Annotated in this window: 17 protein-coding genes and 2 pseudogenes; 9 read left to right on the forward strand and 10 right to left on the reverse strand. The window is 70.3% G+C overall.

Annotated elements, in window-relative coordinates:
- Positions 1–207 precede the first annotated feature (207 nt).
- The 5 genes from HCC61_RS01030 to HCC61_RS01050 all read left to right on the forward strand — a co-directional run bounded on the left by HCC61_RS01030 (position 208) and on the right by HCC61_RS01050 (position 5,406).
- Positions 208–1,359 (forward strand): Gfo/Idh/MocA family oxidoreductase, encoded by a 1,152-nt coding sequence (locus HCC61_RS01030; RefSeq protein ID WP_169133292.1) that lies wholly within the window; start codon positions 208–210, stop codon positions 1,357–1,359.
- A 91-nt stretch (positions 1,360–1,450) separates the two neighbouring features.
- Positions 1,451–2,629: a dihydrodipicolinate synthase family protein gene (locus HCC61_RS01035; protein WP_169133293.1), complete on the forward strand. Its 1,179-nt coding sequence runs from the start codon at positions 1,451–1,453 to the stop codon at positions 2,627–2,629.
- Positions 2,626–3,489 (forward strand): sugar phosphate isomerase/epimerase family protein, encoded by an 864-nt coding sequence (locus HCC61_RS01040; RefSeq protein ID WP_169133294.1) that lies wholly within the window; start codon positions 2,626–2,628, stop codon positions 3,487–3,489. The genes HCC61_RS01035 and HCC61_RS01040 overlap by 4 nt, the downstream gene beginning before the upstream one ends.
- A gap of 468 nt (positions 3,490–3,957) precedes the next feature.
- A complete protein-coding gene (locus tag HCC61_RS01045; RefSeq protein WP_169133295.1) occupies positions 3,958–4,656 on the forward strand; it encodes a hypothetical protein in 699 nt (232 codons plus the stop codon).
- Between the two features lie 210 nt (positions 4,657–4,866).
- The gene (locus HCC61_RS01050; RefSeq protein WP_169133296.1) at positions 4,867–5,406 is read left to right on the forward strand and encodes a hypothetical protein; all 540 of its coding nucleotides are present in this window, start codon (positions 4,867–4,869) and stop codon (positions 5,404–5,406) included.
- 69 nt (positions 5,407–5,475) lie between these two features.
- Here HCC61_RS01050 and HCC61_RS01055 read toward each other — a convergent pair whose 3' ends face one another.
- Genes HCC61_RS01055 through HCC61_RS01065 form a run of 3 tightly spaced genes read right to left on the reverse strand, consistent with a single transcriptional unit; the run spans position 5,476 to position 11,360 of the window.
- Entirely contained in the window at positions 5,476–6,111 is a 636-nt protein-coding gene (locus HCC61_RS01055; protein WP_169133297.1) for a DUF4291 domain-containing protein, read from the reverse strand.
- On the reverse strand, positions 6,101–6,676 hold the full coding sequence (locus HCC61_RS01060; RefSeq protein WP_169133298.1) for a hypothetical protein: 576 nt from the start codon (positions 6,674–6,676) through the stop codon (positions 6,101–6,103). Before HCC61_RS01060 ends, HCC61_RS01055 begins: the two co-directional genes overlap by 11 nt.
- A 13-nt stretch (positions 6,677–6,689) precedes the next feature.
- Entirely contained in the window at positions 6,690–11,360 is a 4,671-nt protein-coding gene (locus HCC61_RS01065; RefSeq protein ID WP_169133299.1) for a DUF6531 domain-containing protein, read from the reverse strand.
- Positions 11,361–11,572: 212 nt separating this feature from the next.
- Here HCC61_RS01065 and HCC61_RS01070 point away from each other — a divergent pair, with 212 nt between their 5' ends.
- Both HCC61_RS01070 and HCC61_RS01075 read left to right on the forward strand, forming a co-directional pair.
- A complete protein-coding gene (locus HCC61_RS01070; RefSeq protein WP_169133300.1) occupies positions 11,573–12,064 on the forward strand; it encodes a DUF2975 domain-containing protein in 492 nt (163 codons plus the stop codon).
- Positions 12,064–12,273, forward strand: a pseudogene (locus HCC61_RS01075) (helix-turn-helix transcriptional regulator); the annotation flags it as partial. The gene HCC61_RS01070 and the pseudogene HCC61_RS01075, both read left to right, overlap by 1 nt.
- A 139-nt stretch (positions 12,274–12,412) precedes the next feature.
- Here the strand turns inward: HCC61_RS01075 and rbsD are convergent.
- The 4 genes and pseudogenes from rbsD to HCC61_RS01095 all read right to left on the reverse strand — a co-directional run bounded on the left by rbsD (position 12,413) and on the right by HCC61_RS01095 (position 17,891).
- Positions 12,413–12,808 (reverse strand): D-ribose pyranase, encoded by a 396-nt coding sequence (gene rbsD / locus HCC61_RS01080; protein WP_169133301.1) that lies wholly within the window; start codon positions 12,806–12,808, stop codon positions 12,413–12,415.
- A 154-nt stretch (positions 12,809–12,962) separates the two neighbouring features.
- Positions 12,963–14,921: pseudogene (locus HCC61_RS01085) on the reverse strand (substrate-binding domain-containing protein).
- A 112-nt stretch (positions 14,922–15,033) separates the two neighbouring features.
- Complete coding sequence (locus HCC61_RS01090; protein WP_240968340.1) at positions 15,034–16,887, reverse strand: sugar ABC transporter ATP-binding protein; 1,854 nt, start codon at positions 16,885–16,887, stop codon at positions 15,034–15,036.
- On the reverse strand, positions 16,884–17,891 hold the full coding sequence (locus tag HCC61_RS01095; protein WP_169133302.1) for a LacI family DNA-binding transcriptional regulator: 1,008 nt from the start codon (positions 17,889–17,891) through the stop codon (positions 16,884–16,886). Before HCC61_RS01095 ends, HCC61_RS01090 begins: the two co-directional genes overlap by 4 nt.
- Before the next feature lie 246 nt (positions 17,892–18,137).
- Here HCC61_RS01095 and HCC61_RS01100 point away from each other — a divergent pair, with 246 nt between their 5' ends.
- Positions 18,138–20,378, forward strand: a complete 2,241-nt coding sequence (locus tag HCC61_RS01100; protein WP_169133303.1) for an ATP-dependent RecD-like DNA helicase — start codon at positions 18,138–18,140, stop codon at positions 20,376–20,378.
- A 163-nt stretch (positions 20,379–20,541) separates the two neighbouring features.
- Complete coding sequence (locus tag HCC61_RS01105; RefSeq protein ID WP_169133304.1) at positions 20,542–21,831, forward strand: citrate synthase; 1,290 nt, start codon at positions 20,542–20,544, stop codon at positions 21,829–21,831.
- A gap of 645 nt (positions 21,832–22,476) precedes the next feature.
- Here HCC61_RS01105 and HCC61_RS01110 read toward each other — a convergent pair.
- From HCC61_RS01110 to HCC61_RS01120, 3 genes are all read right to left on the reverse strand, one after another.
- Positions 22,477–24,939, reverse strand: coding sequence for a heavy metal translocating P-type ATPase (locus HCC61_RS01110; protein WP_169133305.1), 2,463 nt, complete (start codon positions 24,937–24,939; stop codon positions 22,477–22,479).
- A gap of 169 nt (positions 24,940–25,108) precedes the next feature.
- Complete coding sequence (locus HCC61_RS01115) at positions 25,109–25,327, reverse strand: heavy-metal-associated domain-containing protein (RefSeq protein ID WP_169133306.1); 219 nt, start codon at positions 25,325–25,327, stop codon at positions 25,109–25,111.
- 172 nt (positions 25,328–25,499) lie between these two features.
- Positions 25,500–25,694 carry a MerR family transcriptional regulator gene (locus tag HCC61_RS01120; protein WP_169133307.1) on the reverse strand — a complete coding sequence of 65 codons (195 nt, stop codon included), beginning with the start codon at positions 25,692–25,694 and terminating at the stop codon, positions 25,500–25,502.
- Between the last annotated feature and the right edge of the window lie 74 nt (positions 25,695–25,768).

Here is a 25,768-nt window from a genome sequence, read left to right on the forward strand (position 1 = left end):
CCCACGGTCCGCCCGCGCCCGGGGGCCTTGCCGGGCCCGCCACGCGGCGGCAAGCTGTCCGGGATGGAAAGCGCTTGCTGCGCGGCCTCCGAAAGCGCCTCCTGCACCATCTCCACATCGCCCCACATCGCCCCACATCGCCCCACATCTCCACATCGCTCCATCCAGTGCCCGACCCGATGACGCGGATCCGAAGGAGACGACCACGTGACACGCAGAACGGTGCGCATCGCCATGAACGGCGTGACCGGACGCATGGGGTACCGCCAGCACCTCGTACGTTCGATCCTCGCCATCCGCGAGAACGGCGGCATCGACCTCGGCGACGGCACCGCGCTGTGGCCCGAGCCGGTGCTCGTCGGCCGCCGCGACCTCGCTCTCAAGGCGATAGCCGAGCGGCACGGCCTGGACGAGTGGACCACCGACCTCGACGCCGTGCTGACCGACGCGAGCATCGACGTCTACTTCGACTCCCAGGTCACCAGCGCCCGCGAGGCCGCCCTGCGCAAGGCCGTAGCCGCGGGCAAGCACATCTACACCGAGAAGCCCACCGCCACCGGACTCGACGGCGCGCTCGGCCTGGCCCGGCTCGCTCACGAGGCCGGCGTCAAGCACGGCGTCGTACAGGACAAGCTGTTCCTGCCGGGACTGCTCAAGCTCAAACGCCTCGTCGACGGCGGCTTCTTCGGGCGGATCCTGTCCGTGCGCGGCGAGTTCGGCTACTGGGTCTTCGAAGGCGACTGGCAGGAGGCGCAGCGCCCCTCGTGGAACTACCGCGCGGAGGACGGCGGCGGCATCGTCGTAGACATGTTCCCGCACTGGGAGTACGTGCTGCACGGGCTGTTCGGCCGAGTGACGTCCGTGCAGGCGCACGCCGCGACGCACATCCCGCGCCGCTGGGACGAGCAGGGGCAGCCCTACGACGCCACCGCCGACGACTCCGCGTACGGCATCTTCGAGCTCGAAGGCGGCGTCGTCGCGCAGATCAACTCCTCCTGGGCGGTGCGGGTCAACCGCGACGAGCTCGTCGAGTTCCAGGTCGACGGCACCGAGGGCTCGGCCGTCGCGGGGCTGCGCCGCTGCCGCGCACAGCACCGGTCGGGCACGCCCAAGCCCGTGTGGAATCCGGACCTGCCCGCCACGGAGTCCTTCCGCGAGCAGTGGCAAGAGGTCCCGGACAACGGGGAGTTCGACAACGGCTTCAAGGCGCAGTGGGAGCTCTTCCTCCGCCACGTCGCGCTCGGCGGCCCGTACGGGTGGGACCTGCTCGCGGGCGCGCGCGGCGTGCAGCTGGCCGAACTGGGCCTGCGCTCCTCGGCGGAGGGCCTGCGGCTGCCCGTGCCCGAGCTGTCGCTGTGACCCCGGCCGAGCCGTCGCCGCGCCGTGCGCACGGGACCGGTCGTCCACGGTCGCCACAGTCATCGGTCGTCCGACGAGGGGAAGAGACGCTGTGATCCGACTGCCCGATGAGAACGGGGCGTTGCGTACGTACGAGCCGCGCGCCGAGCCCGCCGACGCGGTCGCACGGCCGCCCGGCGGTGGCCGACTCCCCGCCGCGCGCACCGTGTTCGCCGCCGCGCACGTCGTCGCCGACAGGTTCCGCGACGGCGAGGGGGAGCCGGGCGGCCGGTCCGCCGCCCTCGACTGGGACGCGACGCTCGCCTTCCGCCGCCATCTGTGGTCGCACGGCCTGTGTGTGGCGGAGGCCATGGACACCGCACAGCGCGGCATGGGCCTGGACTGGGCGGCGGCGGCCGAGCTGGCCGAACGCTCCGCGGCCGAGGCACGGGCCGTCGGCGGACACGTCGCCTGCGGCGTCGGCACCGACCAACTGCCACCGGGCGCACACGACTTGGCGGATGTACGCGGTGCGTACGAGGAGCAGGCCGAGGTCGTGGAGAAGTCCGGGGCGCAGCCCGTCCTCATGGCCTCCCGCGCGCTCGCGGCCACCGCCCGCGGCCCCGAGGACTATCTGGACGTCTACGGCCACCTGCTCCGCCAGTCCGCGGAGCCCGTCGTACTGCACTGGCTCGGGCCCATGTTCGACCCGGCCCTTGAGGGCTACTGGGGCAGCACCGACCTCGACGCCGCCACCGGCACCTTCCTGCGGATCATCGAGGACCACCCCGGCAAGGTCGACGGCGTGAAGGTCTCCCTGCTCGACGCCGAACGCGAAGTGGCCCTGCGCCGCCGCCTCCCAGACGGGGTGCGCTGCTACACCGGCGACGACTTCGACTACCCCGGACTGATCGAGGGCGACGGGCACGGCTTCAGCCACGCCCTGCTCGGTGTCTTCGACCCGCTCGCCCCGCTCGCGGCCGACGCCGTGCGACGCCTGGACGCGGGCGACACCGAGGGCTTCCGTTCCGTACTGGACCCGACCGTCGCCCTCTCCCGGCACCTCTTCCGCGCGCCGACCCGCTTCTACAAGACGGGCGTCGTCTTCCTCGCATGGCTCGCGGGCCACCAGGAGCACTTCGTCATGGTCGGCGGCATGCAGTCGGCACGCTCGCTGCCGCACCTGGCGCGGGCGTACCAACTGGCCGACGGGCTCGGCCTGTTCCCCGATCCGGGCCTGGCCGAGGACCGTGTGCGCCGGCTGCTCCAGCTGCACGGAGTCCGGGCATGAGCGCACCCGCCGCGGGGCTCGCCCGCTTCTCCGTCAACCAGCAGACCGTCAAGCAGCTCGCCCTGCCCGAACTCGCCGCCGCCTGCGGCAAGCTGGGCGTCCCCGGGGTGGGCCTGTGGCGCGAGCCCGTCCAGGAGTACGGCACGCACGCCGCGGCCCGGCTCGTACGGGACGCGGGCCTGACCGTCACCTCGCTGTGCCGTGGCGGCTTCCTCACGGCAGTCGACCCCGGCGGTCGGCGCCGCGCGCTCGACGACAACCGCGCCGCGATCGACGAGGCCGCCACCCTCGGCACGGACACCCTCGTCCTCGTCTCGGGCGGCCTGCCCGACGGCGGGCGCGACCTCGCGGGCGCGCGGGAGCGCATCGCGGACGCCCTCGCCGTACTCGCCCCGTACGCGGGGGAGCGCGGCGTGCGCCTGGCGATCGAGCCGCTGCACCCGATGTTCGCCTCCGACCGCTGCGTGGTCTCCACGCTCGCGCAGGCGCTTGACCTGGCGGAACGCTTCCCGCCCGAGCAGGTCGGCGTCGTCGTCGACACGTACCACGTGTGGTGGGACGACCGGGCGCCGGAGGGCATCGCGCGGGCCGGCGCGGGCGGGCGGCTGGCGGCCTTCCAGCTCGCGGACTGGGTGACGCCGCTGCCGGAGGGCGTGCTCCTCGGGCGGGGCCAACTCGGCGACGGCGCCGTGGACTTGCGCGCCTTCCACGAGCTGGTCGACGCCGCGGGCTACGACGGGCCCGTGGAGGTGGAGATCTTCAACCCGGCGCTGTGGGCCCGCGACGGCACGGAGGTCCTCGCGGAGACGGCGGAGCGGTACGTGCGTCACGCCGCGCCCCGGCAGCCCCAAGCGCGCTGAACGCCCACGGACCGCACGGACCGGTCCTGAACAGCCGGGAAGAGGCATTACGCACCTGAATAACAAATTCCGGTACGGGTGCAACCGTTCCTGTGCGGTGTGGGTCTTACGGGATGCTCGGCACCCTCACCGGGGGAATCAAGGGGCCGAGGGGGGAATGGGGCCCGGCCGTTGGAGCACGGCAGCCGGGCCCCCTCGATCCCCCTCGATCCCCGTCGGCACTGGCCAGGGGCCTTGCGGACCCCGCCGCCCGGAATCGCGGTCTCCCGGCGGGCTCCTGAACTCCCCTCTGCCGTACGGACGTTGTCCGGTGATCGCCGCGGGCGGCCCCCGGCGTCATTCGGCCGCCGGCCGTTGATGATTGGCTCAGAGAGGGCTTGTTACCGGTAGTAAGGCGGCTAGGGTCCGCTCGTGCACGTGCACAACGGCGGATCTTCCTGATCCTGAACACTGCTCTGGGGGCCGCGCATGACGACGACCTGCCCGCGATGCGGATCGCTGTCGCCCGAAACGTCCGAGGCCTGCCGGGAGTGCGGCCGTGATCTCTACCGCGTCTCGTATCCCGCTCCGGCCGGGTTCCGGCTGAGCTACGCCATCAGCCGTGTCCCGATCCGGCTCGCCCTGAGCCTTTCGCTGGTCCTCGCCGGCGCGGGGGTGGCGACGGCCCTGCTGCTGGAAGGCGGCGACGAGCCGCAGGAACCGGTCTCCAAGACCCCGCCCGTCGCGGTCACCCGGCCTGTGCTCCCCACGCCGTCGGCGCCGCCCTCCTCCGCCGAACCCTCGAAGACGAAGGCGCCGCCGAAGCACGCCCCCGCCACGACGCAGCCGCCGGAGACTCCCTCGGCCACGCCCTCCCCGAGCAGCTCCCCGAGCAGCTCTCCGACGCGCGACCCCGGCCGATCCCGTGACGGGGAGCGCGGGCCGGGGTTCGCCCACGGAATGAGGGGGCACTGGTGGGGCCACGACGAGGGCTACTACGAGTCCTACCGCGATTCCGAGGAGTACTGGTCGGGCGACTACTCGGAGGGCGACGGGTCGGGCGACTACTCGGAGGGCGACGAGTGGAGCGACGGGTCGGACGAGTACTCGGACGACGGCTCGGATGAGTACTCGGAGGACGACGGCTCGGGCGACTACTCCGAGGGCGACGGCTCCGACGGGTACTGACCGCTCACGCGGGGCGGACACGGGCCCGCGTGCGCAGGTCCGGCAACTCCCTTTCCCCGTAGACGAGTTGGGGACGGAGCCGTCGAGCGTGCGGCGTGCGGCGTACCCCCTTCCGGGGGTCTTGTTGCTCGCGGTGAAACCGCTAGTGTCCGCGAGTGCACGTGCGTAAGCGGATAGTGGTGACCCCGAAGCCTGTTCTGGAGTGTGCGCATGCCGACCACATGCCCGCGATGCGGATCGCTGTCGCCCGAAACGTCAGAGTCCTGCCGGGAATGCGGCCGTGATCTCTATCGCGTCTCGTACCCGGCTCCGCCGGCGTTCCGGCTGAACTTCCGCATCGGCCGCGTCCGCGTCCCGGCGCGGCTCACCCTGAGCGCCGCTCTGCTCGTCGCCTGCGCCGGGATATCGACGGGGTTCCTGCTACAGGGCGGCAGCGACGACGAGGGGCCGGTCTCCCAGAACAGACCGTCCGCCACGCCCATCCCCCACGAACCCCTGCCGCCGTTGCCGCCGCCCTCCTCTCCCGAGCCGTCCAAGACGAAGGCGCCCCCGAAACCCGCCCCCGCCACGACACCGCCCCCGAGCACCCCCTCGCCCGAACCGTCCCCGACGGAGAGCACCGAAGCCCCCCTCCCCGGAATCCCGGAAGCGGAGCGGGCGTTGAGGTTCGCCGACGAAATCCAGCGCCAGTGGGGCTACGACCCGCGCTACCAGGAGGCCCCCGGGGGCCCCGGCGGCTGGAGCCGCTGAACGCCCGAACGTGCGTGACGGCGGTACAGATCGCTGCTCGTCGACGTTCCGCGGTCTCCTCGGGCTCGCTCATTCTCCGGGCGTCGCGTCCGCCCCGATCCGCCGGCGAATGGATTCCGGCAGGGGATAGGCCGACTCGACCGGGAGTTTCGCGCCTGCCTCCGTCAGCAGACCTGCTTGGACGGTGGAATGAACATCACGGACGTGTTCCGTGATGTCGGTGATGGAAACGATCCAGGAGTCGACATAGCGCTCGACGGCCTCTCCCGAGAGGCCGATCTGGATGGCCCGGGTGGCCAGTGGGGCGAGTTCGAGAGACCGGTCGGGGTCCCATTGCACGCGTACCGGAGCCTCTCTGACTTGTGCTCGCCAACTGTCCTCGTCGGTATGCGTTTCAGGGGAGAAGTGGCTAAGGGTGGCATGGGCGAGAGCCCATTCCAGGCCCTCGCGTGTGATCTCGATGGACAGCACCCGTTCCTGCCCCGCCTTCTCCGCCCATCCCGATCGGTACATCATCCACAGGAACGAAGGCTTGATCCACGTCATTCGCTCCCTCTTGAAGGGAGGCACGAACGTGCCGGATGCGAGTGCCGGTCCGGCGATCTCCTTCGGGTATGCCTGGTAAACCGTGATCGAGGAGTCGTCGTAACGCGCCCTCAGAACCCGTACTCGTTCTCGTTCACTCGTGGACGTATCAGCGCGCATTGCCGTTCTCCGGCGTCCGGGGGTCCTTCTTCCATGATTCGGCGCTACGGAGTTCGGGACCGGCCACGTTCCTCGCGCCTGCCGCGTACGCGAGCCAGCGGAGATCGTCGCAGCCGAAGAAGTCCTCTCCCCAGCTGTCCACCCAGATGTGAACGGTCCCTTTGGACGGGTGAGTCAGATCCCACCAGGCCCAGCCCCTGGAATCCTCCTCGGGGCAGAACCGGTACAACCACTCCTGGACCGGCCACGGGCCGCTTGCCACACGGGCCAGATACTGCTCGCGGCCGCGGCGGGCGGCCGAGGGGGCCCGGGACGGATCCGCCGAGCTGACGGTTACGAACCAGTCGGGCACTGCTTCGACCGGGACGTCTTCTCCCTCGAATTCCTCTGTGAGACCGAGTCCCAACGCGACGTCCATGACGTCCTTGAGAGCCTGCTCGTACTCGTGCGGATCGCCCTCGATCTCCACGACGAAAACGGAGAGTACGGGGGGAACCAGGTCCGCGTCCGCTCCGGTACGGAGACGTTCGAGCTCCGCCTGGACACTGTCGAGGTCGTGAATCATGTGCGCTGCTGTCTCAACCTTCTTGGATGACTCGGCCTGAGCCGGGAACGATGTTTGCTCTCAAGTCTCCGAGCAGCTTGTCGGAGACCCCGTAGAGGTCGGGCCCCTTGGTCGGGTCGGAGATCTCGGGGTACTCCTTCAGGAGCTGCCTCCACTCTGCCTTGGTGAACGCGTCCCCGTCGGGGTGATCGCTCTTGTCCTGCGGCAGAGCTGCGTCTCTCAGAGAGTCCCTGTACTCACGGCTCACGTCGAACGCAATGATCTGACCGCTGTCGCCTCTGAAGTCCGTCGTGTGGCTGATGTCGCCGCTCATGTTGAGGTACAGCTTCCCCTTCCCACCGATCACGACTTCTCCGTTCTCACCGATATGCACCCGCTGGCTGAGCGGATGGCTGGTCTGCTTGCGGTACACCGTCACCGTGTCGCTGTCGCACGAGGCCAGGCCGAGCGGGTCGAGCGAGCTGTGCGGATTGAGAACGTAGGCGGTCGGGTTGGGCGCGGGTGCGAGGCCTAGCGGGTCGGGTGAGACGTAGCGGGCGGTGTCCGGGTCGTAGTGGCGGAAGTGGTTGTAGTGCAGGCCCGTTTCCGGGTCGGCGTACTGGCCGGGGAAGCGGAGAGGCGTGTACGCGGTGGCGTCGCGGTTCCAAGTGGTGGTGCCCCACACGGTCGTGCGGGTGTGCCACGCGATGTCGCCCTGTTCGTCGACGAGTTCGGTGGGCGTGCCGACCAGGTCGGTGACGATCGCGAAGAAGCGGGAGTCGACTTGGCCCTGGGTGAGGGGTTTGCGTTCGTACTGGGTCAGGGGCCGGTGCCCTTCATGGTCCCAGGTAAGGGTGACGCCGGTGACGGAGTCGGACTCCTCGGCGAGGCGTGTGCCGTCCCAGGCGAAGTAGACCGCGTCGGCACGCGAACCGTCTGCTCTGTGGCGGTACTTGGCGGTGCGGCGGCCGAGAGGGTCGTAGGCGTAGGTCCAGCGTGTGCCGTCGGGTGTGGTGCAGGCGGTCAGCCGGTTCTCGACGTCCCACTCGTAGCGCCAGGTGTCCGGCTTGCGCGAGAGGCGGGCCTTCTGCCGCAGGGTCATGCGCCCGGCGTCGTCGTGTTCGTAGCGCACCGCTCCGGCGGAGACGATTTGCGTACCTGAATAGATGCGCCGGCCGCGGGCTGTTGTGTGCCCTGCGCCTTCGGGCCACGTTCCCTCGATCTGGTTGCCGGCCCGGTCGTAGGCGTAGGACTCCGTCCAGCCGTCCGCCGAGACCGTGAGGGGACGCCCGACCGGGTCCAGCTCCATATGCCGACTTGACCCGGTGACCACCTCGGCGACGGAGGCGAGTTGATTGTCCGGTCCGTAAGCGTAAGAGCGTGACCGCTGAGTACGGGTACTCTTCGTCAGCTCCTGGCTCGTGAGGCGGCCCAGCGGGTCCCAGGCCGAGGTCAGCCCCACGGCATCGCCGAAGGCCCGCTCCACCTCCCGTCCCATCCGGTCGTGGACGAAGTCGACCGAATGCCCGTCCGTCGCCAGCGAATTGCGGTTCCCGGCCATGTCGTAGGTGAAGGTGGTCAGTGCCCCCGTCGGTGTGGTCCGGGATACCCGACGGCCGAGTTCGTCGTACTCGTTCCGGACGGTGCGCCCGTCGACTGTCTCCGCCAGCAGGCGCCCGTAGACGTCGTACTGGGAGGCGAGAGTGGAGGTCGGCGACTCCGCGCGAAGGAGCCGGCCGAGCGGATCGAAGGTGTAGCGGGTGACCGTCCCGGCTGCATCTTTGCTGACTGCGCGGCCGAGTTCGTCGCGCTCGTAACGGACGGTCTCCCCGAGCGGTGTGACGCGGGATGCCAGACGTCCTGCGGCGTCGTGCTGATAGGCGATCTCGCGGTCGTCGAAGTCGGATTCGGCGACGAGGCGGCCCGCACGGTCGTAGACGTAGTCCCAAGTGAGCCCGTGAGGGTCGATGACCCGGGTCAGGCGCAGCTCGGTGTCGTAAGTGAAGGCATGGATCGCACCGTCGGGCGTGGTGCGTGAGACCAGCCGGTCGAAGTGCGTGTACTCGAAGTGGGTTTCGCCGCCGTCAGGACCTGTGTGCGAGAGGCAGTTGCCTTCTCCGTCCCAAGTCCAGGCTTGTTCGCCGCCGTCCGGGGCCACACGGCGTGAGGGCTTGCCTTCGACCGTCCACTCCAACCGGGTGGTGGCTCCCACGGCATCCGTGACCGCCGTGGTCCTGCCGAAGGAGTCCCGGACGCATGCCGTCTCGGATCCGCCCGGGTCCGTGAGGGTGACGGCCAGCCCCGCCGGATTGTTCGTGATGCGCGTCTGCTGGTCGCGGGCGTCGGTGCTGGAGGTGACGGCGCCGGTCGCGTCATGGGTGAAGCGAGTGACGGCTCCGTCGGGGGAGACCACCTTCGTGCAGTTGCCGCGGCCGTCGAACTCCTGGCGCCACATGGCCCCGTCGGGGAGTGCGATCTCGGTCGGCAGGTGCTGTCCGTTGTAAGTGGTCGTCGTGCGGGTGCCGTCGGCGCGGTGGACCGTTATCAAGTCGACGTGGTTCTCGGCCCATTCCAAGCGGGTCGTGTGGCCCAGCGCGTCTGTACGGGAGAGCAGGTTGTCGTGGCGGTCCCATTCACTGTGGACCGTGTTGCCCAGCGGATCCGTCTCGGCGACGACTTGGCCGAGGTGATTGAGGTGGTAGGCGGTGACCGCACCGAGCGAGTCGGTGTAGCGGGTGACGCGTCGGGTGGAGTCGTACTCGAGCTGGGAAGAGAGGTAGCCCTCCGGGCCGACCGTGCGCGTGACGCGGCCGCGCTCGTCGTAGACGAACTGGTAGGTGGAATCGTTGCGGTCGGTCCACGAGGTGATGCGGTGGTCGGCGTCGTAGCCGAACACCATCGGCAGACCTGACGAGTTGACGATGTGCGTCAGGTTGCGGTCCTCGTCGTAGGCGTACGCCTTCACCTGTACCGGGCCGTCGGGGGTACGGACGGCGACGGCGGATACGAGGCCGTCGTCGGTGGTGACCTCGACGTGGTAGCCGCCGTCGTGGCGGACCGCCGTAGGGGTGCCGTCCGCCTCGCGGTCGACGCTGATGCCGTTGCCGTTGCGGTCCTCGACCTCCGTCAGCCACCAGACGCCCTGCGTGCCGTCCCCGGGCGGGAGGAACCGGCGGGTCAGGCCCGTACGCGGATCGGTGACGGCGAGGTCCCAGCCGCTGGAACCCTGCACGCAGGTCAGCGGGATGCGGTGGCCCTCGTATGGATGGACCTGCTCGCCGATCATGTCCGGTACGTGCCCGTAGCGCAGCGACGAGCCGTCGACGCGGTGCCACCACAACTCTTTGCCGTCCTCGGCGGTTTCGAGGCGCTCATCGAGGGTGGACGCCCAAGAGGGGCCGTAGAAGCGACCGTTGCGGTAGCCGGAGATGTGGGTGCGCTCGAGCACGAGCGGCAGCACGCCAGGGAGGGCGAGGTCGGTCTGGTGCTGGAAGACCTCGCCGGTGGCCATGTCGATCGGGTCGCCGCCCAGGCACCTGTCGCCGGCGTTGCGGCCCTTGGCGGACAGCTCGGGCGAGGGCGGCTTGTGCTTGCCGCCGGAGTTCTTGCCTGCTGGGTCGGGCCCGCTCGGCAGGCCGCCGGGACCCCTGCCGTCGCTGCGCGAGGTGATCGCCTTCATCGAGTCGGCGACGGAGCTCTCGTTGTCGCGGTGGCGTTTCGCCATCGAGCGGACCCCGCCCGGCACGCCCTCGCCGACGTGTTTGGCGACCTTCTTCAGGGCCTTCTCGGTGCCGTTGATGGCGCCGTGCAGGACGCCGTCGAAGGCCTGCGTGAAGGGGTCGCGGCCGCGGGCGCGGCCGAAGGCGCCCTTCGCACGGCCCAGTGGAGCAAGGGAGTTGGTGTGCAGGTCGGAGCCATGGCGGGAGAGCTTCTCGGCGCCGTCGTCGAACTCGTCGGGATCGATGCGCATCCGGCCGCCTCCGCCGGTGCCGCCGGTGCCCCCACCGCCGGAGGGCCCGTCCGCTGACGCCAGGTTCATGGCGCCCTTGCCGCCGCCACCGTGACCGCCGCCGCCCCCGCCGGCATCACCACCGGCATCCCCGCCACCACCGCCTTCGCCGGGCGGCAGGTGGATCGCGTCGTCGGCGAGATCGAGGATCATGTCCTCGGTCATCTTCTCCAGCTTGCCGGTGACCGGTTCGGTGACCTCGGCCATCAGCCGGGAGACGATCTCCTCTTCGGCCTCCTTGATGATGCGGCGGATCAACTCCCGCATCGCGGCTGTCTCCGCCGCGCCGATCAGCGCCGACAGACCACCGGTGACCACGGACAGCCCGATCGAGATACCGATCGAGGCCGCCATCGCCCCGAGTTCGATCTCGGCCTTGACCTTCATCCCGTAGACGATGTCCGCGACCACGTCGCACGCCGTCGCGAACAGCCGCGACACCTCGGGGACCTTGTCCAGGTGGGACCCCTTGACCTTGCCCCAGTGCTCCTTGAGGGCATCGACCGCGTAGCCCTCGCTGGAAGCCAGGATCCGGTTCACCGCAGCGTGCGCCTCGCCGCCGTGCCCCTCGAACTTCTCGGCGAACTCCCGCATGGCATCGGCCATCTCGCGGTAGTCGTCCTCGTCCACGTTGGGCCAGTTGATCCCGATGAAATCGAGGATCTCATCCAGCCAGCCCGGCAGAACGTAACCCAATCCCCCGTACCCCCCAAGCTCCAACGCCGCCCCCGCGGCGAACAGCCAGAACCAGCGAACTCAGTTTAGACGCGGTCAACCCTCCCTGCTCCAGGGCGAGTTCGCCCAGGGCCGCGCCCGGGCCGACGGCTCGCCGCACGGCGCCTTGGAGACTTGCCAAAGGCTATCGATTCTCGATAGATTTCCATCGCGGTTCGAGTGGAGGAGGGGCGATGGGAAAGCTGGCAGTGCACGCGCTGCGCGCCGTGATCGTGGTGCTGTCCGTCGGCACCGTGCTCGTACAGGCATTGATGGCGTGGACGTTGGCCAGCGGCAACGACCCGGAGGACGGCTCGCTCCCGCTGACCGCGCTGCGCGTGATCACGATCGTGGGCCTGGTGACGGTGCAGGTCGTGCTGGTCTGCGTATGGCGGCTGGTGACGATGGTGCGATGCGGAACCGTGTTCTCCCACGCCGCCTTCCGGTACGTGGACGTCGTGATCGGCGCGATCGTGGCGGCCGCCCTCGTGTGGTTCGCGGTCACGGTCGTCAACGCGCCCGGCCAGCGGGCCGACCCCGGCGTCACCGTCATCATGGGAGGGATCGGCGTGGCCATCCTGGGGGTCGCGCTCATCGTGCTCGTGCTGCGGATGCTGCTCGCCCAGGCCGTCGCGCGAGATGTCGAAGCGGCGCGGATGGAGGCCGAGTTGGACGAGGTGATCTGATGCCGATCGCCGTCGACATCGACGTGATGCTGGCCAGGCGGAAGATGTCCGTGGGCGAGCTGGCGGACCGCGTGGGGATCACGCCCGCCAACCTCGCGGTGCTCAAGAACGGCCGTGCCAAGGCGGTTCGCTTCGCGACCCTCGCCGCGCTCTGCGAGGCGCTCGACTGCCAGCCGGGAGACCTGCTGCGCTGGGAGGCGGGGGACGACGGGGACGGACGGGACCAGAGCGGCCGGGACGCGGACGGCCGGCACGACGGCAGCCGCGACGAGGACGGACGGAAGGGGGACGGCGCCACCGGCGCCGTCCCCCGCGCGCCCCTCGAAGGCCGGCGCTAGAAGGCCGGCGCTAGAAGGGCACCCCGCACCGCAACATCACGTTCGCGTACGGCTTGACCTCGCCCGTGCGCACGACGAGACGGGCGTGGCGCGTACGGGCCTTGAACTGGTCGTGCGGGACGAGTTCGAGGTCGGGGAAGCGCTCGTGCAGCAGCGCCGACGTCTCCGGGTTGGCGTCCTCGACCTCGGACGCGGCCGTGGCCGCCTCGACTTCGAGCTCGTCCAGCAGACCGTCGAGGACCTCTGCGAACGGCGGCACCCCCGGCCGGAAGGCGAGGTCGACGACCATCAGGCCCGGCCCGACGGGTATCGGCAGGCCCGCGTCGCAGACCACGACGCCGTCGGTGTGGCCCAGCATGGCCAGTGCGCCCGCGAGATGACGGTTGAGGATTCCCGACTTCTTCATTCGGGGTCTGGCTCCTTCTTCTGCTGTCGTCGGTGCTTCACTGTGCTCCGCCCGCCTGCCCGCCTGCCCGCCCCCGTCGGTCTGCCCGCCCGTCGGCCATCGCCGAGAGGGGCGCGGACCGGGGCGGGCCCGGGGCGGGCGTTCGTACGGCCGGTCAGGAGTACCGGTCGACGTTCTTCTTGTCCACGGTCACGACCGGGACCATGATCTCCTTGTCCGGGTCGCTGCCCTTGACCTTGCGGATCGCGTTCCGTACGGCCATCTTGCCCAGCTCGGCGGGCTGTTGGGCGATCGAGGTGTTGAGGGTGCCCTTCTTGATGGCCTTGAAGCCGTCGGGGGTGCCGTCGAAGCCGACGACCTTGACCTGCTTCCCGGCCCTGCCGCTCAGCGCCTTGATCGCGCCCAGCGCCATCTCGTCGTTCTCGGCGAAGATGCCGGTGGCCTCCGGGTGGGACTGGAGGAGGTTGGTGGTGACGTCGAGACCCTTGGCACGGTCGAAGTCGGCGGCCTGCTTACCGACGATCTTGATCTTCGGGTACTTCTTGATCGCCGACATGAAGCCCTTGCCGCGCTCGCGCGAGGCGGAGGTGCCGGGCTGGCCGCGGAGCACGAGGACGCTGCCCTGCTCGCCGAGCTGCTTCGCGAGTTCCCTGGCCGCCTTCTGGCCGCCGGAGACGTTGTCGGACGCGACGGTCGTGGCGATCTTCGCCTTGTTGACCGTGCGGTCCACCGCGACGACCGGGATCCCCGCGTTGTCGGCGGCCTTGACGGAGGGCGCCGCCGCGTCGGAGTCGACGGGGTTGATGATGATCGACTTCACGTTCTGGCTGGTGAAGTTCTGGAGCTGATTGGCCTGTTGGGACGCGTCGTCCTGTGCGTCCTGGACGTTGAGGGAGACTCCCTGGGACTTGGCCTCGGCCTCGGCGCCCTTCTTCATCTCCACGAAGAAAGGATTGTCCAGGGTGGAGAGGGCGAGGCCCAGCTTGATGTCCTTCTTCTCCCCGGACCCGCCGGAGCCGCTTCCGCATCCGGTGGCGGCCGCGCATATCAGAGCCGCAGCACTCACTACGGCGATCGTGCTCTTGCGCTTGCTCATTGCTGCATTCCTTGCAGTCGACGGCAGTGAACGAAATGAACGAAGTGACCGAAGTGCTCGACCGCGTGCCCGTCTTCCGGTGCACAGGGGTCATGCGCGACGACGGAGTGTATCGAGTAGTACGGCGAGGGCAATCACCGCCCCAATGACGACTTGCTGCCAGAAGATGGAGACTTCGAGCAGATTCAGACCATTGCGGAGGATGGCGAGTATCAGGGCGCCGACGAGCGTCCCGGACGCCTTTCCGACGCCCCCGGAGAGGCTCGCTCCGCCGATCACCACGGCGGCGATGGCGTCCAGTTCGTAACCCGTCGCCGCCTGCGGCTGCGCCGACGCCAGCCGCGAGGCCAGCACGATCCCGGCGACGGCGGCGAACGCGCCGGACAGCGCGTAGATGACGAGCTTCTGGCGCCGCACCCGGATCCCCGAGAGCCGCGCCGCCTCCTCGTTGCCGCCGATCGCGTACATCGCACGGCCGCTGTAGGTGCGGGCCAGCACCAGCGCGGTGAGCCCGCCCATCACCACCAGCACCAGCACCGGCACCGGGAACCAGCCGCCGAGCGTCTCGCCGACCGTCGCGACGGACGCGGGCAGGGCGATGGGCGTGCCGTCGGAGAGCACGAGCGACAGTCCGCGCCCCACCGAGAGCATCGCGAGGGTCGCGATGAACGGCGGCAGCTTTCCGTACGCGATGAGCCCGCCGCTGACGAGGCCGCAGGCGACGCCCGTACCGACCGCGAGCAGCACCGAGAGCCAGACCGGCAGGCCCTCCTTGGTGGAGGTCCAGCCGAGCATGATCGCCGAGAGCGCCGCAACCGAACCCACGGACAGGTCGATTCCGCCCGCTACGACGACGAAGGTCACGCCGAAGGCGAGGATCGCCGTGACCGCGGCCTGTACGCCGACGTTCAGCAGGTTCTGCGTGCCGAGGAAGTCGGGCGACATCACGGCCAGCGCGATGACGAGCACGGCGAGTCCGCTCAGCGCGCCGTTCTCCAGCAGCAGCTTGCGCAGCAGCGGCGGGGCGTCGCGCCAACTGCCGCCGGGGCCCCGCCCGTCGGGACCCTTCGGGCCGTCGGGGCCGTCCGAGGACTTCTTGCCGAGGCCGTGCCCCCTGCTGCTGTGGATGTCAGTGGCCACGGAGGCCCTCCTTGTCCTGGGCCTTGCCCTTGCCCTTGTCCTTGCCCTTGCTCTTGTTCTGGGCCGTGGCCTTGTCCTTGGCCGTGCCCTTGGTCCCGGGCCCGGTCCTGCCCTCGTCCTTGGCTTTGTCCTCGTCCCGGGTCGCGTCCCCGTCCTGGATCCCGTCCTCCGCCTTCGTCGGCGGAGGGGACGGGTCCGGCCCGTGCGCCGTGCCGACGGCCAGCCGCATCACCGCGTCCTGCGTGGCCTCCCGCGCGCCGAGTTCGCCCGCGATGCGGCCCTGGGCCATCACGAGGACGCGGTCGCTCATGCCCAGCACCTCGGGGAGGTCGCTGGAGATCATCAGCACGGCGTGCCCGGACGCCGTGAGTTCGTTGACGAGTTCGTAGATCTCGACCTTCGCGCCGACGTCGATGCCGCGCGTCGGCTCGTCGAGGATCAGCACCCTGCTCTGCGCGAGCAGCCACTTGCCGATGACGACCTTCTGCTGGTTGCCGCCGGAGAGCGTGCTCATCCGCTGGCCGAGCCCCGACATGCGGACGCCCAGCCGTTCCGCGATGCGGCCCGCGGACTCCTCCTGCCCGGAGAGGTTCACGAAGCCCGCGCGGCTGGCACGGGCCAGCGTGACCAGACCGAGGTTGTCCCGTACGGAGGAGTCGGGCAGCAGGCCCTGGCCCTTGCGGTCCTCGGGGACGAGGCCGACGCCGGCGGCGAGCGCGGCGTTGATGTCGCCCTTGCGCAGCCGCTCGCCCAGCACCTCGACGGTGCCCGAGTCGTACGGGTCGGCGCCGAAGACCGCGCGTGCCACCTCCGTACGTCCGGCGCCCACGAGCCCCGCGAGGCCCACGACTTCGCCCGCGCGCAGCTCGAAGCCGACGCCGGAGAAGCTGCCCGCGCGGGTGAGCCCGGAGACCCGCAGCAGCGGCGGGCCACCGCCCGCACCGTCACCTCCGCCGGTGCCCGCACCGTCACCTCCGCCCGCGCTCCGGTCCGCACCGCCCGCGCTCCCGTCCGTGCCGCCGGAGGCGCTGTCCGTCGTGCCGGACGTGCCGCCCGCACCCGTCTGCCGCGGGTACTGCTGCTCGATGCTGCGCCCCACCATCATCCGTACGAGTTCGTCACGCGACGCCGAGGCCGGCGCCTCGCCCACGCTGCGCCCGTCGCGCAGCACCGTCACGCGGTCGCCGATCGCGGCGATCTCCTCCAGGTGGTGGGTGATGAAGACGATGCCGACGCCGTCGGCCCGCAGTCGCCGTACGAGGCCGAAGAGCTTCTCCGCCTCGTCGGCGGTGAGCGCCGACGTCGGCTCGTCCATGATCAGTACGCGGGCGCTCAGGCTCAGCGCCTTCGCGATCTCGACCATCTGCGAGCGTGCGACGCCGAGTTCGCCGACGGGCACGTCCGGCGCGATGTCCACGCCCACGCGTGCGAGCACCTCGGCGGCGTCGGCCTCCATGCGGGCGCGGTCCACCAGCCCGAAGCGCCGCGGCTGCCTGCCGAGGAAGATGTTCTCGGCGACGCTGAGCCGGGGCACCAGGTTGAACTCCTGGTGCATGGTGGCGATTCCGAGCCGCTCCGCGTCTCCCGCGTCGTGGATGCGCACGGGACTCCCGTCGCGCAGCACGCGCCCCGAACCGGCGCGGTGGACCCCGGAGAGGATCTTGATGAGGGTGCTCTTCCCGGCGCCGTTCTCGCCCAGCAGCACGTGGACTTCGCCCTCGCGCAGGGCGAAGTCGACGCCGTCGAGGGCGACGACGCCGGGGAACGTCTTGCGGATGCCCTCGGTGCGCAGCAGTTCCCGCGCCGGTGAAGGCGGGGCGCCGGGCTCGGTCAGGGGGGTCAACGGCCGTTCCCTTCGCTCTCGCCGCAGGAGCGGCGCGTGACAAGGCGGGCGGTGAGGGTGACGGATTCCGCGATCCGTCCCTCGACGATGTCGATCAGCGCCTCGACGGCGCGGTGGCCCAGCTCGCCCGTGGGCTGCGCGATCGCCGTGATCGGCGGATCGGTGTGCAGGAACCAGGGGATGTCGTCGAACGCGGCGAGCGCGATGTCGTGGGGCACGCGCATTCCGCGGTGGCGCAGTTCGTCCATCGCGCCGAGCGCCATCAGGTTGTCGGCGGCGAAGACGACATCGGGTGGCTCGGGCAGGTCGAGGAAGGCGGCGGTCGCACGTCTGCCGCTCTCGGTCTGGAAGTCGCCCTGGCCGGTGTACTCGGGAGGCAGCGGCATCCCGTGCGCCTTGAGCGCGGCACGGAAGGCGGCCACGCGCTCGTCGCCCGTGGTGGTCTCGCTGGGGCCGCCGATGATGGCGAGACGCCGGTGGCCCAGCTCGTGGAGATGCGCGACGAGGTCGTGCACGGCGGCGCGTCCGTCGGCGTGCACGACGGGCACGTCTAGGCCGCGTATCCAGCGGTCGACGAAGACCATGGGCGTGCCCGCGGCGGCGGCGTCGCGGATCACGGCGTTGCCGCCGTCGGTGGGGGAGACCAGCAGCCCGTCGATGCGGCGCTCCAGGAGCGTGCGCACGTGGTGTTCCTGAAGCTCCGCGCGTTCGTCGGCGTTCCCGATGACGACGCTGTAGCCGCGCTCCCTGGCCGCGTCCTCGACGGCGCGGGCCAGTTCGGTGAAGAACGGATTGAGCACGTCGCTGATGACGAGCCCGAGGGTGTGCGTCTGGTGCGTCCTCAGGGAGCGGGCCACGGCGTTGGGGCGGTAGCCGAGCGCGGTGACGGCGCTCAGCACTCGGGTACGGGTGCCGGGGCGTACGGCCGGGTGGTCGTTGAGCACCCGGGAGACCGTGGCGACCGAGACCCCCGCACGGGATGCGACGTCCTTGATGCTGGTCAACTGCCGTGCCCGCCTTGCTTCGTGGTCCGGTGAGGATCCGGTGGTAACGATTACATCCGCCATGAGAAGCGAGGGGGCCGTCTTCGCACAAGGGGTCGGAATGTGATCGTGACTTGGGCCCGAGGCGCGGCCGCGGAACGCGGCGGGAGCCGTGACCGACGCTGTGACCGAGGCCCGGCGCAGCCGCCCGGCCGGGTTTTCCACAGGCTTGCCGGATTGTCGGCGGCCGGGTTTACGGTCTGTCACATGTCCTTCCAGAACGCGGTGCTCGAGGGCGTGCTCGAGCGCATCACCTTCACCAGCGAGGACACGGGATACACCGTGGCCAGGGTCGACTCCGGCCGCGGCGGCGAACTGCTCACGGTCGTCGGCTCGTTGCTGGGCGCGCAGGTGGGGGAGTCGCTGCGCATGGAGGGCCGCTGGGGCTCGCACCCGCAGTACGGCCGCCAGTTCACCGTGGAGAACTACACGACGGTGCTGCCGGCCACCGTCCAGGGCATCCGCCGCTATCTCGGCTCCGGCCTGATCAAGGGCATCGGCCCGCGCATCGCCGAGCGCATCGTCGACCACTTCGGGACGGACACGCTGGAGGTCATCGAGGCCGGCCCGCGCAGGCTGATCGAGGTCCCGGGCCTCGGCCCGAAGCGCACGGAGAAGATCGCGGCGGCCTGGGAGGAGCAGAAGGCCATCAAGGAGGTGATGGTCTTCCTCCAGGGCGTCGGCGTCTCCACCTCCATCGCCGTGCGGATCTACAAGAAGTACGGCGACGCCTCGATCTCCGTGGTGAAGAACCAGCCGTACCGGCTGGCCTCCGACGTATGGGGCATCGGCTTCCTCACCGCCGACCGCATCGCCCAGGCCGTCGGCATCCCGCACGACAGTCCGGAGCGCGTCAAGTCCGGCCTCCAGTACGCCCTTTCGCAGTCCACGGACCAGGGCCACTGCTATCTCCCCGAGGAGCGGCTGATCTCCGACGCGGTGAAGCTGCTCCAGGTCGACACGGGTCTCGTCATCGACTGCCTGGGCATGCTCGCGGCCGAGGAGGAGGGCGTGGTGCGGGAGACGGTGCCGGGCGAGGACGGGCAGCCGCTCACGGCCGTGTATCTCGTGCCGTTCCACCGCGCGGAGCTGTCGCTCGCCGGACAGATCCGCCGGCTGCTGCACGCACAGGAGGACCGGCTGCCCGTGTTCCAGGACGTCGACTGGGAGGCGGCGCTGGGCTGGCTCGCGGAGCGTACGGGGGCGCGGCTGGCACCGGAGCAGCGCGAGGCGGTTCGGCTGGCCCTCAGTGAGAAGGTCGCGGTGCTCACGGGCGGCCCGGGCTGCGGCAAGTCCTTCACGGTGCGCTCGGTGGTGGAGCTGGCGCGTGCGAAGAAGGCGCGGGTGGTGCTCGCGGCGCCCACGGGCCGGGCGGCCAAGCGGCTTTCGGAGCTGACGGGCGCGGAGGCCTCCACGGTGCACCGGCTGCTGGAGCTGAAGCCCGGCGGCGACGCCGCGTTCGACCGCGACCGCCCGCTCGAAGCGGACCTGGTGGTCGTCGACGAGGCGTCGATGCTGGACCTGCTCCTGGCCAACAAGCTGATCAAGGCGGTTCCGCCGGGCGCACATCTGCTGCTCGTGGGGGACGTGGACCAGCTGCCGTCGGTGGGCGCGGGCGAGGTGCTGCGGGATCTGCTCGCGGAGCCCGGGCCGGTCCCTTCGGTGCGGCTGAAGCGGATCTTCCGGCAGGCCCGGCAGTCCGGCGTGGTGACCAACGCGCACCGCATCAACTCGGGGGCACAGCCGGTCACCCACGGCCTGAGTGACTTCTTCCTCTTCGCCGAGGACGACTCGGAGGAGGCCGGGAAGCTGACCGTCGACGTCGTCGCCCGTCGCATCCCCGCGAAGTTCGGCCTCGATCCCCGCCGCGACGTGCAGGTGCTCACGCCCATGCACCGCGGCCCGGCCGGCGCCGGCACGCTCAACGGGCTGCTTCAGCAGGCGGTGACCCCCGCCAGGCCCGACGTCCCCGAAAAGCGCTTCGGCGGCCGGGTCTTCCGCGTCGGCGACAAGGTCACCCAGATCCGCAACAACTACGAGAAGGGCGCCTGCGGCGTCTTCAACGGCACGGTCGGCGTCGTCACCGCGCTGCACACGGAGGACCAGCGCCTGACGGTCCGTACGGACGAGGACGAAGAGGTGGCCTACGACTTCGACGAGCTGGACGAGCTGGCCCACGCCTACGCGGTGACCATCCACCGCTCGCAGGGCAGCGAGTATCCCGCGGTGGTGATTCCCGTCACGACGGGTGCCTGGATGATGCTCCAGCGCAATCTGCTTTATACCGCCGTCACCCGGGCAAAGCGTCTGGTGGTGCTCGTGGGATCGCGGAGGGCGATAGGGCAGGCAGTCCGTACGGTCTCGGCCGGCCGCCGGTGCACCGCCCTGGATCACCGTCTGCGAGGTGCCGTGACACTCCCCGGCAGCGACAGCGGTTCCGGGGGGTGACCGCCGCCGCGTGGAGGGTGCAGGATGTTGAGAAGAAGACGGCACTGCGTGCCATCACAGAGCCCTTTGGCCGACCCCGAGTGCACCGCACAGCGCTCGGTGGGAGACAGTGGAAAGGGTCAGGGCACCTCGAAGAAGAGGCACTACGTCGGTGAGGGAAGACGTGAGCGACAACTCTGTAGTACTTCGGTACGGGGACGACGAGTACACCTACCCCGTGGTCGACAGCACGGTCGGCGACCGAGGCTTCGACATCGGCAAGCTGCGCGCCGAGACCGGTCTGGTGACCCTGGATTCGGGATACGGCAACACCGCCGCGTACAAGTCGGCCATCACCTATCTCGACGGTGAGGGCGGGATCCTGCGCTATCGCGGCTACCCGATCGAGCAGCTGGCCGAGCGCGGCACGTTCCTGGAGACGGCCTACCTTCTGATCCACGGCGAACTTCCCACCGTCGACCAGCAGGCGTCCTTCAAGGACGAGGTCACCCGCCACACCCTGCTGCACGAAGACGTGAAGCGCTTCTACGACGGCTTCCCGCGCGACGCACACCCGATGGCGATGCTCTCCTCGGTGGTCAGCGCGCTCTCGACCTTCTACCAGGACAGCCACAACCCGTTCGACGAGGAGCAGCGGCACCTGTCGACGATAAGGCTGCTGGCGAAGCTGCCGACGATCGCGGCGTACGCCTACAAGAAGGCCATCGGCCACCCCGTGGTCTACCCGCGCAACGACCTGGGCTACGTCGAGAACTTCCTGCGCATGACCTTCTCCGTCCCCGCCGCGGAGTTCGAGCTCGACCCCGTCGTCGTCAACGCCCTCGACAAGCTGCTGATCCTCCACGCCGACCACGAGCAGAACTGCTCGACCTCGACGGTCCGGCTCGTCGGCTCCTCGCAGGCGAACATGTTCGCCTCGATCTCCGCGGGCATCAACGCCCTGTGGGGCCCGCTGCACGGCGGCGCCAACCAGAGCGTCCTCGAGATGCTCCAGGGCATCCAGGCGTCGGGCTCCGACGTCGACACCTTCATCCGCAAGGTGAAGGACAAGGAGGACGGCGTAAAGCTGATGGGCTTCGGCCACCGCGTCTACAAGAACTTCGACCCCCGGGCGCAGATCATCAAGGCCGCGGCGCACGATGTGCTCTCCGCTCTCGGCAAGAGCGACGAGCTTCTCGACATCGCCCTCAAGCTGGAGGAACACGCCCTCAGCGACGACTACTTCGTGGAGCGCAAGCTCTACCCGAACGTCGACTTCTACACCGGCCTGATCTACCGGGCGATGGGCTTCCCGACCAGCATGTTCACCGTGCTGTTCGCTCTCGGCAGGCTGCCGGGCTGGATCGCCCAGTGGCACGAGATGATCAAGGAGCCGGGTTCGCGCATCGGCCGCCCGCGCCAGATCTACACGGGCGTCGTCGAGCGGGAGTATGTGCCCATCGAATCCCGCTGACTCACGGGTGACGTTTGCTGTACAGTGCGTGACGCCCCTCTGAGAGACGTCCGCGGAAGGCCCCATCCAAGCGGATCGGGGCCTTCCGTATGAGCAGATCCCTGGAGAGACACAGGTCACAGAAATTGGGGGGTAACCATTGTCCAGGGTCGGACGTCTAACCGGGTGGCAGCGGCCCCCGGCGGAGTCGCCGCCACTACTGCCGAGTGCGTCTTTGGGGGACGGACCCGGTGAAGCAGTTCGGTGAGCGTGCGCGGGGAGCTTTGAGCGGCCCTCCCGTCCGCACGCGCAGCCAGTAAGCACCCGGCCAGGATCCCGTGGGGGGAATCCGTGACCGGGAAACGGAAGCGCCCCGTCGACAGGCCCGTGGGGGGACCTCGTCGGCGGGGCGCTTTTCGGTGTGCCGGTGCGGCGCCGGTATCCCCACAGGTCGGTATCCCCATATGCGGTGCGGAACGGTGGAGTTCGTCATTCCGGATTTTCCCGCACCAAGGGTGGCCCGTATGGGTATCGGAGTTGACGGGCGTCACATCATCTTCACCCTTCCTTTACGCCGCACTCTGTGGAGGGGTCTTTACGGCCGCACTTTGTGGAGGGGCGGAGCGAGGCCGATCTGTTCAGGAGGACGGGCGGGGCGGGGCCTGTTCAGGAGGAGCGGCGGGGCCGGAAACGGCGCAGGCGCAGGCTGTTGGTGACCACGAAGACCGAGGAGAAGGCCATCGCCGCCCCCGCGATCATCGGGTTGAGGAAGCCGGCGGCGGCGAGCGGAAGCGCTGCGACGTTGTAGCCGAAGGCCCACCACAGGTTGCCCTTGATGGTCGCGAGCGTCCTGCGGGCCAGGCGGATCGCGTCCGCCGCGACCCTCAAGTCGCCCCGTACGAGCGTCAGATCGCCCGCCTCGATCGCGGCGTCCGTGCCGGTGCCCATCGCCAGGCCCAGGTCGGCGCTCGCCAGCGCCGCCGCGTCGTTGACGCCGTCGCCGACCATCGCGACGGTGCGTCCCTCCGCCTGGAGCCGGCGTACCTCGCCCGCCTTGTCCTCGGGCAGCACTCCGGCGCGGACCGTGTCCCCGGACGGTGTGATGCCGACGCTGCGGGCGACCGCCTCCGCCACCGCCCTGTTGTCGCCCGTCAACAGCACGGGCTTCAGGCCCAGTTCGCGCAGTGCCCGTACGGCCTCGGCGCTGGTGTCCTTCACCGTGTCCGCGACGGTCAGCACGCCGCGCACCGTTCCGTCCCAGGCGACCGTGACCGCTGTACGGCCCGCCGCCCCGGCCGCGGCCCTCGCCTCTTCGAGCTCCGGCGGCAGCCCGTCCGTCGCCCGCCCGACCTGGATCTCGCGGCCCTCCACGGTGCCCCGCACCCCGAGGCCCGCGAGGTTCTCGAAGGCTTCCGGGGCGGGCAGCGGCTGTGCCCCCGCGCCGGCGCGCTCCCGCGCGCCCCGCGCGATGGCGCGTGCGATGGGGTGTTCGGAGGCGTCCTCCAACGCTCCGGCCAGGCGCAGCAGTTCATCCGCCGTGACGCCCTCGCCGGGGACGACATCCTGTAGCTCCATGCGGCCGGTGGTAACGGTGCCCGTCTTGTCGAGTACGACGGTGTCGACGCGGCGCGTGGACTCCAGCACCTCCGGGCCCTTGATCAGGATGCCGAGCTGAGCGCCGCGCCCCGTACCCACCATCAAGGCGGTCGGCGTCGCGAGTCCCAGCGCGCACGGGCAGGCGATGATCAGCACGGCCACTGCGGCGGTGAAGGCCGGGGCGACGCCGCCGGCAGCCAGCAGCCAGCCCACGAGGGTCGCCGCCGCCAGCACCAGCACCACCGGCACGAACACGGCGGACACCCGGTCGGCGAGCCGCTGCACCGCCGCCTTGCCGCTCTGCGCGTCCTCCACCATCCGTGCCATGCGGGCGAGTTGGGTGTCGGAGCCGACGCGGGTGGCGGTCACGACGAGCCGTCCGGAGACGTTGACCGTCGCACCCGTCACGGCGTCTCCCGGGCCCACGTCGACCGGCACCGACTCGCCCGTGAGCATCGAGGTGTCCAGCGCCGAGCCGCCCTCGTCGACGGTGCCGTCCGTGGCGACGGTCTCTCCGGGCCGTACGACGAAGCGGTCGCCGACTGCCAGCCGTGACACGGGGATCCGTTGCTCGCCGCCGTCGCGCAGCACCGCCACGTCCTTCGCGCCGAGTTGCATCAGCGCACGCAGCGCCGCGCCCGCCTTCCGCTTGGCGCGTGCCTCCAGATACCGCCCCAGCAGCAGGAACGTCGTGACTCCCGCGGCCACTTCGAGATAGAGGGCCGAGGAGGCGCCGCCGGAACCGGGGGAGAGGGCGAACTCGAAGCCGTGGCGCATGCCCGGCATTCCGGCGTCCCCGAAGAACAGCGCCCACAGCGACCAGCCGTACGCCGCGAGCGTGCCGACCGTGATCAGGGTGTCCATGGTGGCGGCGCCGTGGCGCAGGTTCGTCCACGTGGCGCGGTGGAAGGGCAGTCCGCCCCAGACGACCACGGGGGAGGCGAGTACGAGCGAGAGCCACTGCCAGTTGTCGAACTGGAGCGGCGGCACCATCGACAGCAACACCACCGGCACGGACAGCACGAGCGTGACGAGGAAGCGCCGGTACAGGGCGGCGAGTTCGCCGGTCGCGGAGGGCGTGGGGTCCGCGGTGGGGTCTGCTGTGGAGTCCGCCGTGGGATCCGCCTTGGGATCCGCCGTGGTGTCACCGGGCGGGTCCGTTGTCCGGCCCGGGGCGGGGGCGGTGCCGGCGGTGCGGTCCGATGTCGTGACCTCCCTCGTGTCCTGCGTTGTGGCCGCTTCGCGGGGGCCGGGGGTGGGTGGCGGTGGCGGCTGCGCGGAGTAACCCGTCCGCTCCACCGTGGCGATGAGGTCGTCGACGGAGACCGCGTCGGCGTAGGAGATCCGCGCCTTCTCCGTCGCGTAGTTGACGCTCGCCGAGACGCCGTCCATCCGGTTCAGCTTCTTCTCCACCCGGGCCGCGCACGAGGCACAGGTCATGCCGCCGATGGACAGCTCCACCCGGTGGTCGTCCGCGCGCGGCCCGCCGGCGGCGGGTGTCTGCTGTGCGGTGGTTCCGGTGGTGCCGGTCATGGTGATGCTCCCGGGAGGGACGGGGCTGGGTGTACGTGGGGTACGGGGCGTACGAGGCGTACGAGGGTGTACGGCGGTGGTGCCGGTGTCGCTGGTCCGCCGCGGGGTCGCGGGGCCGGGGCCGTGTGACCGCGGGGCCGGGCGACCGGGCGACCGGGCGACCGGACGGCTATGCGCGTCCGGCGAGTTCGAAACCGGCCTCGTCGACCGCGGTGCGTACCGCCTCGTCGTCCGGCTCCGTCGCGGAGGTGACCGTGACCTCGCCGGTGGATGCGACGGCCTTCACCGAGGTCACGCCCTCGATCCCGGAGATCTCGTCGGAGACGGCGCTCTCGCAGTGCCCGCAGCTCATGCCGCTGACCTTGTACGTGGTGGTGACAGTGCTCATCTTCGCTCCCTGGTACCTGGTGCTCCGGTGACGTACGGAGACGAGAACACTATACCCCCCCTAGGTATTCCCTCCCGTGCTGCGGGGGGCGGGTGCGTGCGTACGAATATGACAGAGGCCCGGGCCCGGCGCCCGGGTCCGCCGGCGCTCGGGGCCACGCGCCCGCGCCCCCTCACCGGCCGCCCCGGTGGCCGGGGCGGCGCATGACCCACGTCCGTACCGTGTCCGCGTACCAGTACGGTCTGCCGCCCTCCACATGGTCGGGCGGCGGCAGCAGGCCGTGCTTGCGGTACGAGCGCACCGTGTCCGTACGGACTCCGATGTGCGCGGCGATGTCCTTGTACGACCAGAGTCGTCGATCGGCCAACTCGGCACCTCCCACAGGATCACAGAAGCGACTGCATCGGCGTCGCCAGCTGTCGATCATCAGCCTGTGCGCGG

The organism is Streptomyces sp. HNM0575 (assembly GCF_012726265.1).
Taxonomy (GTDB): domain Bacteria; phylum Actinomycetota; class Actinomycetes; order Streptomycetales; family Streptomycetaceae; genus Streptomyces.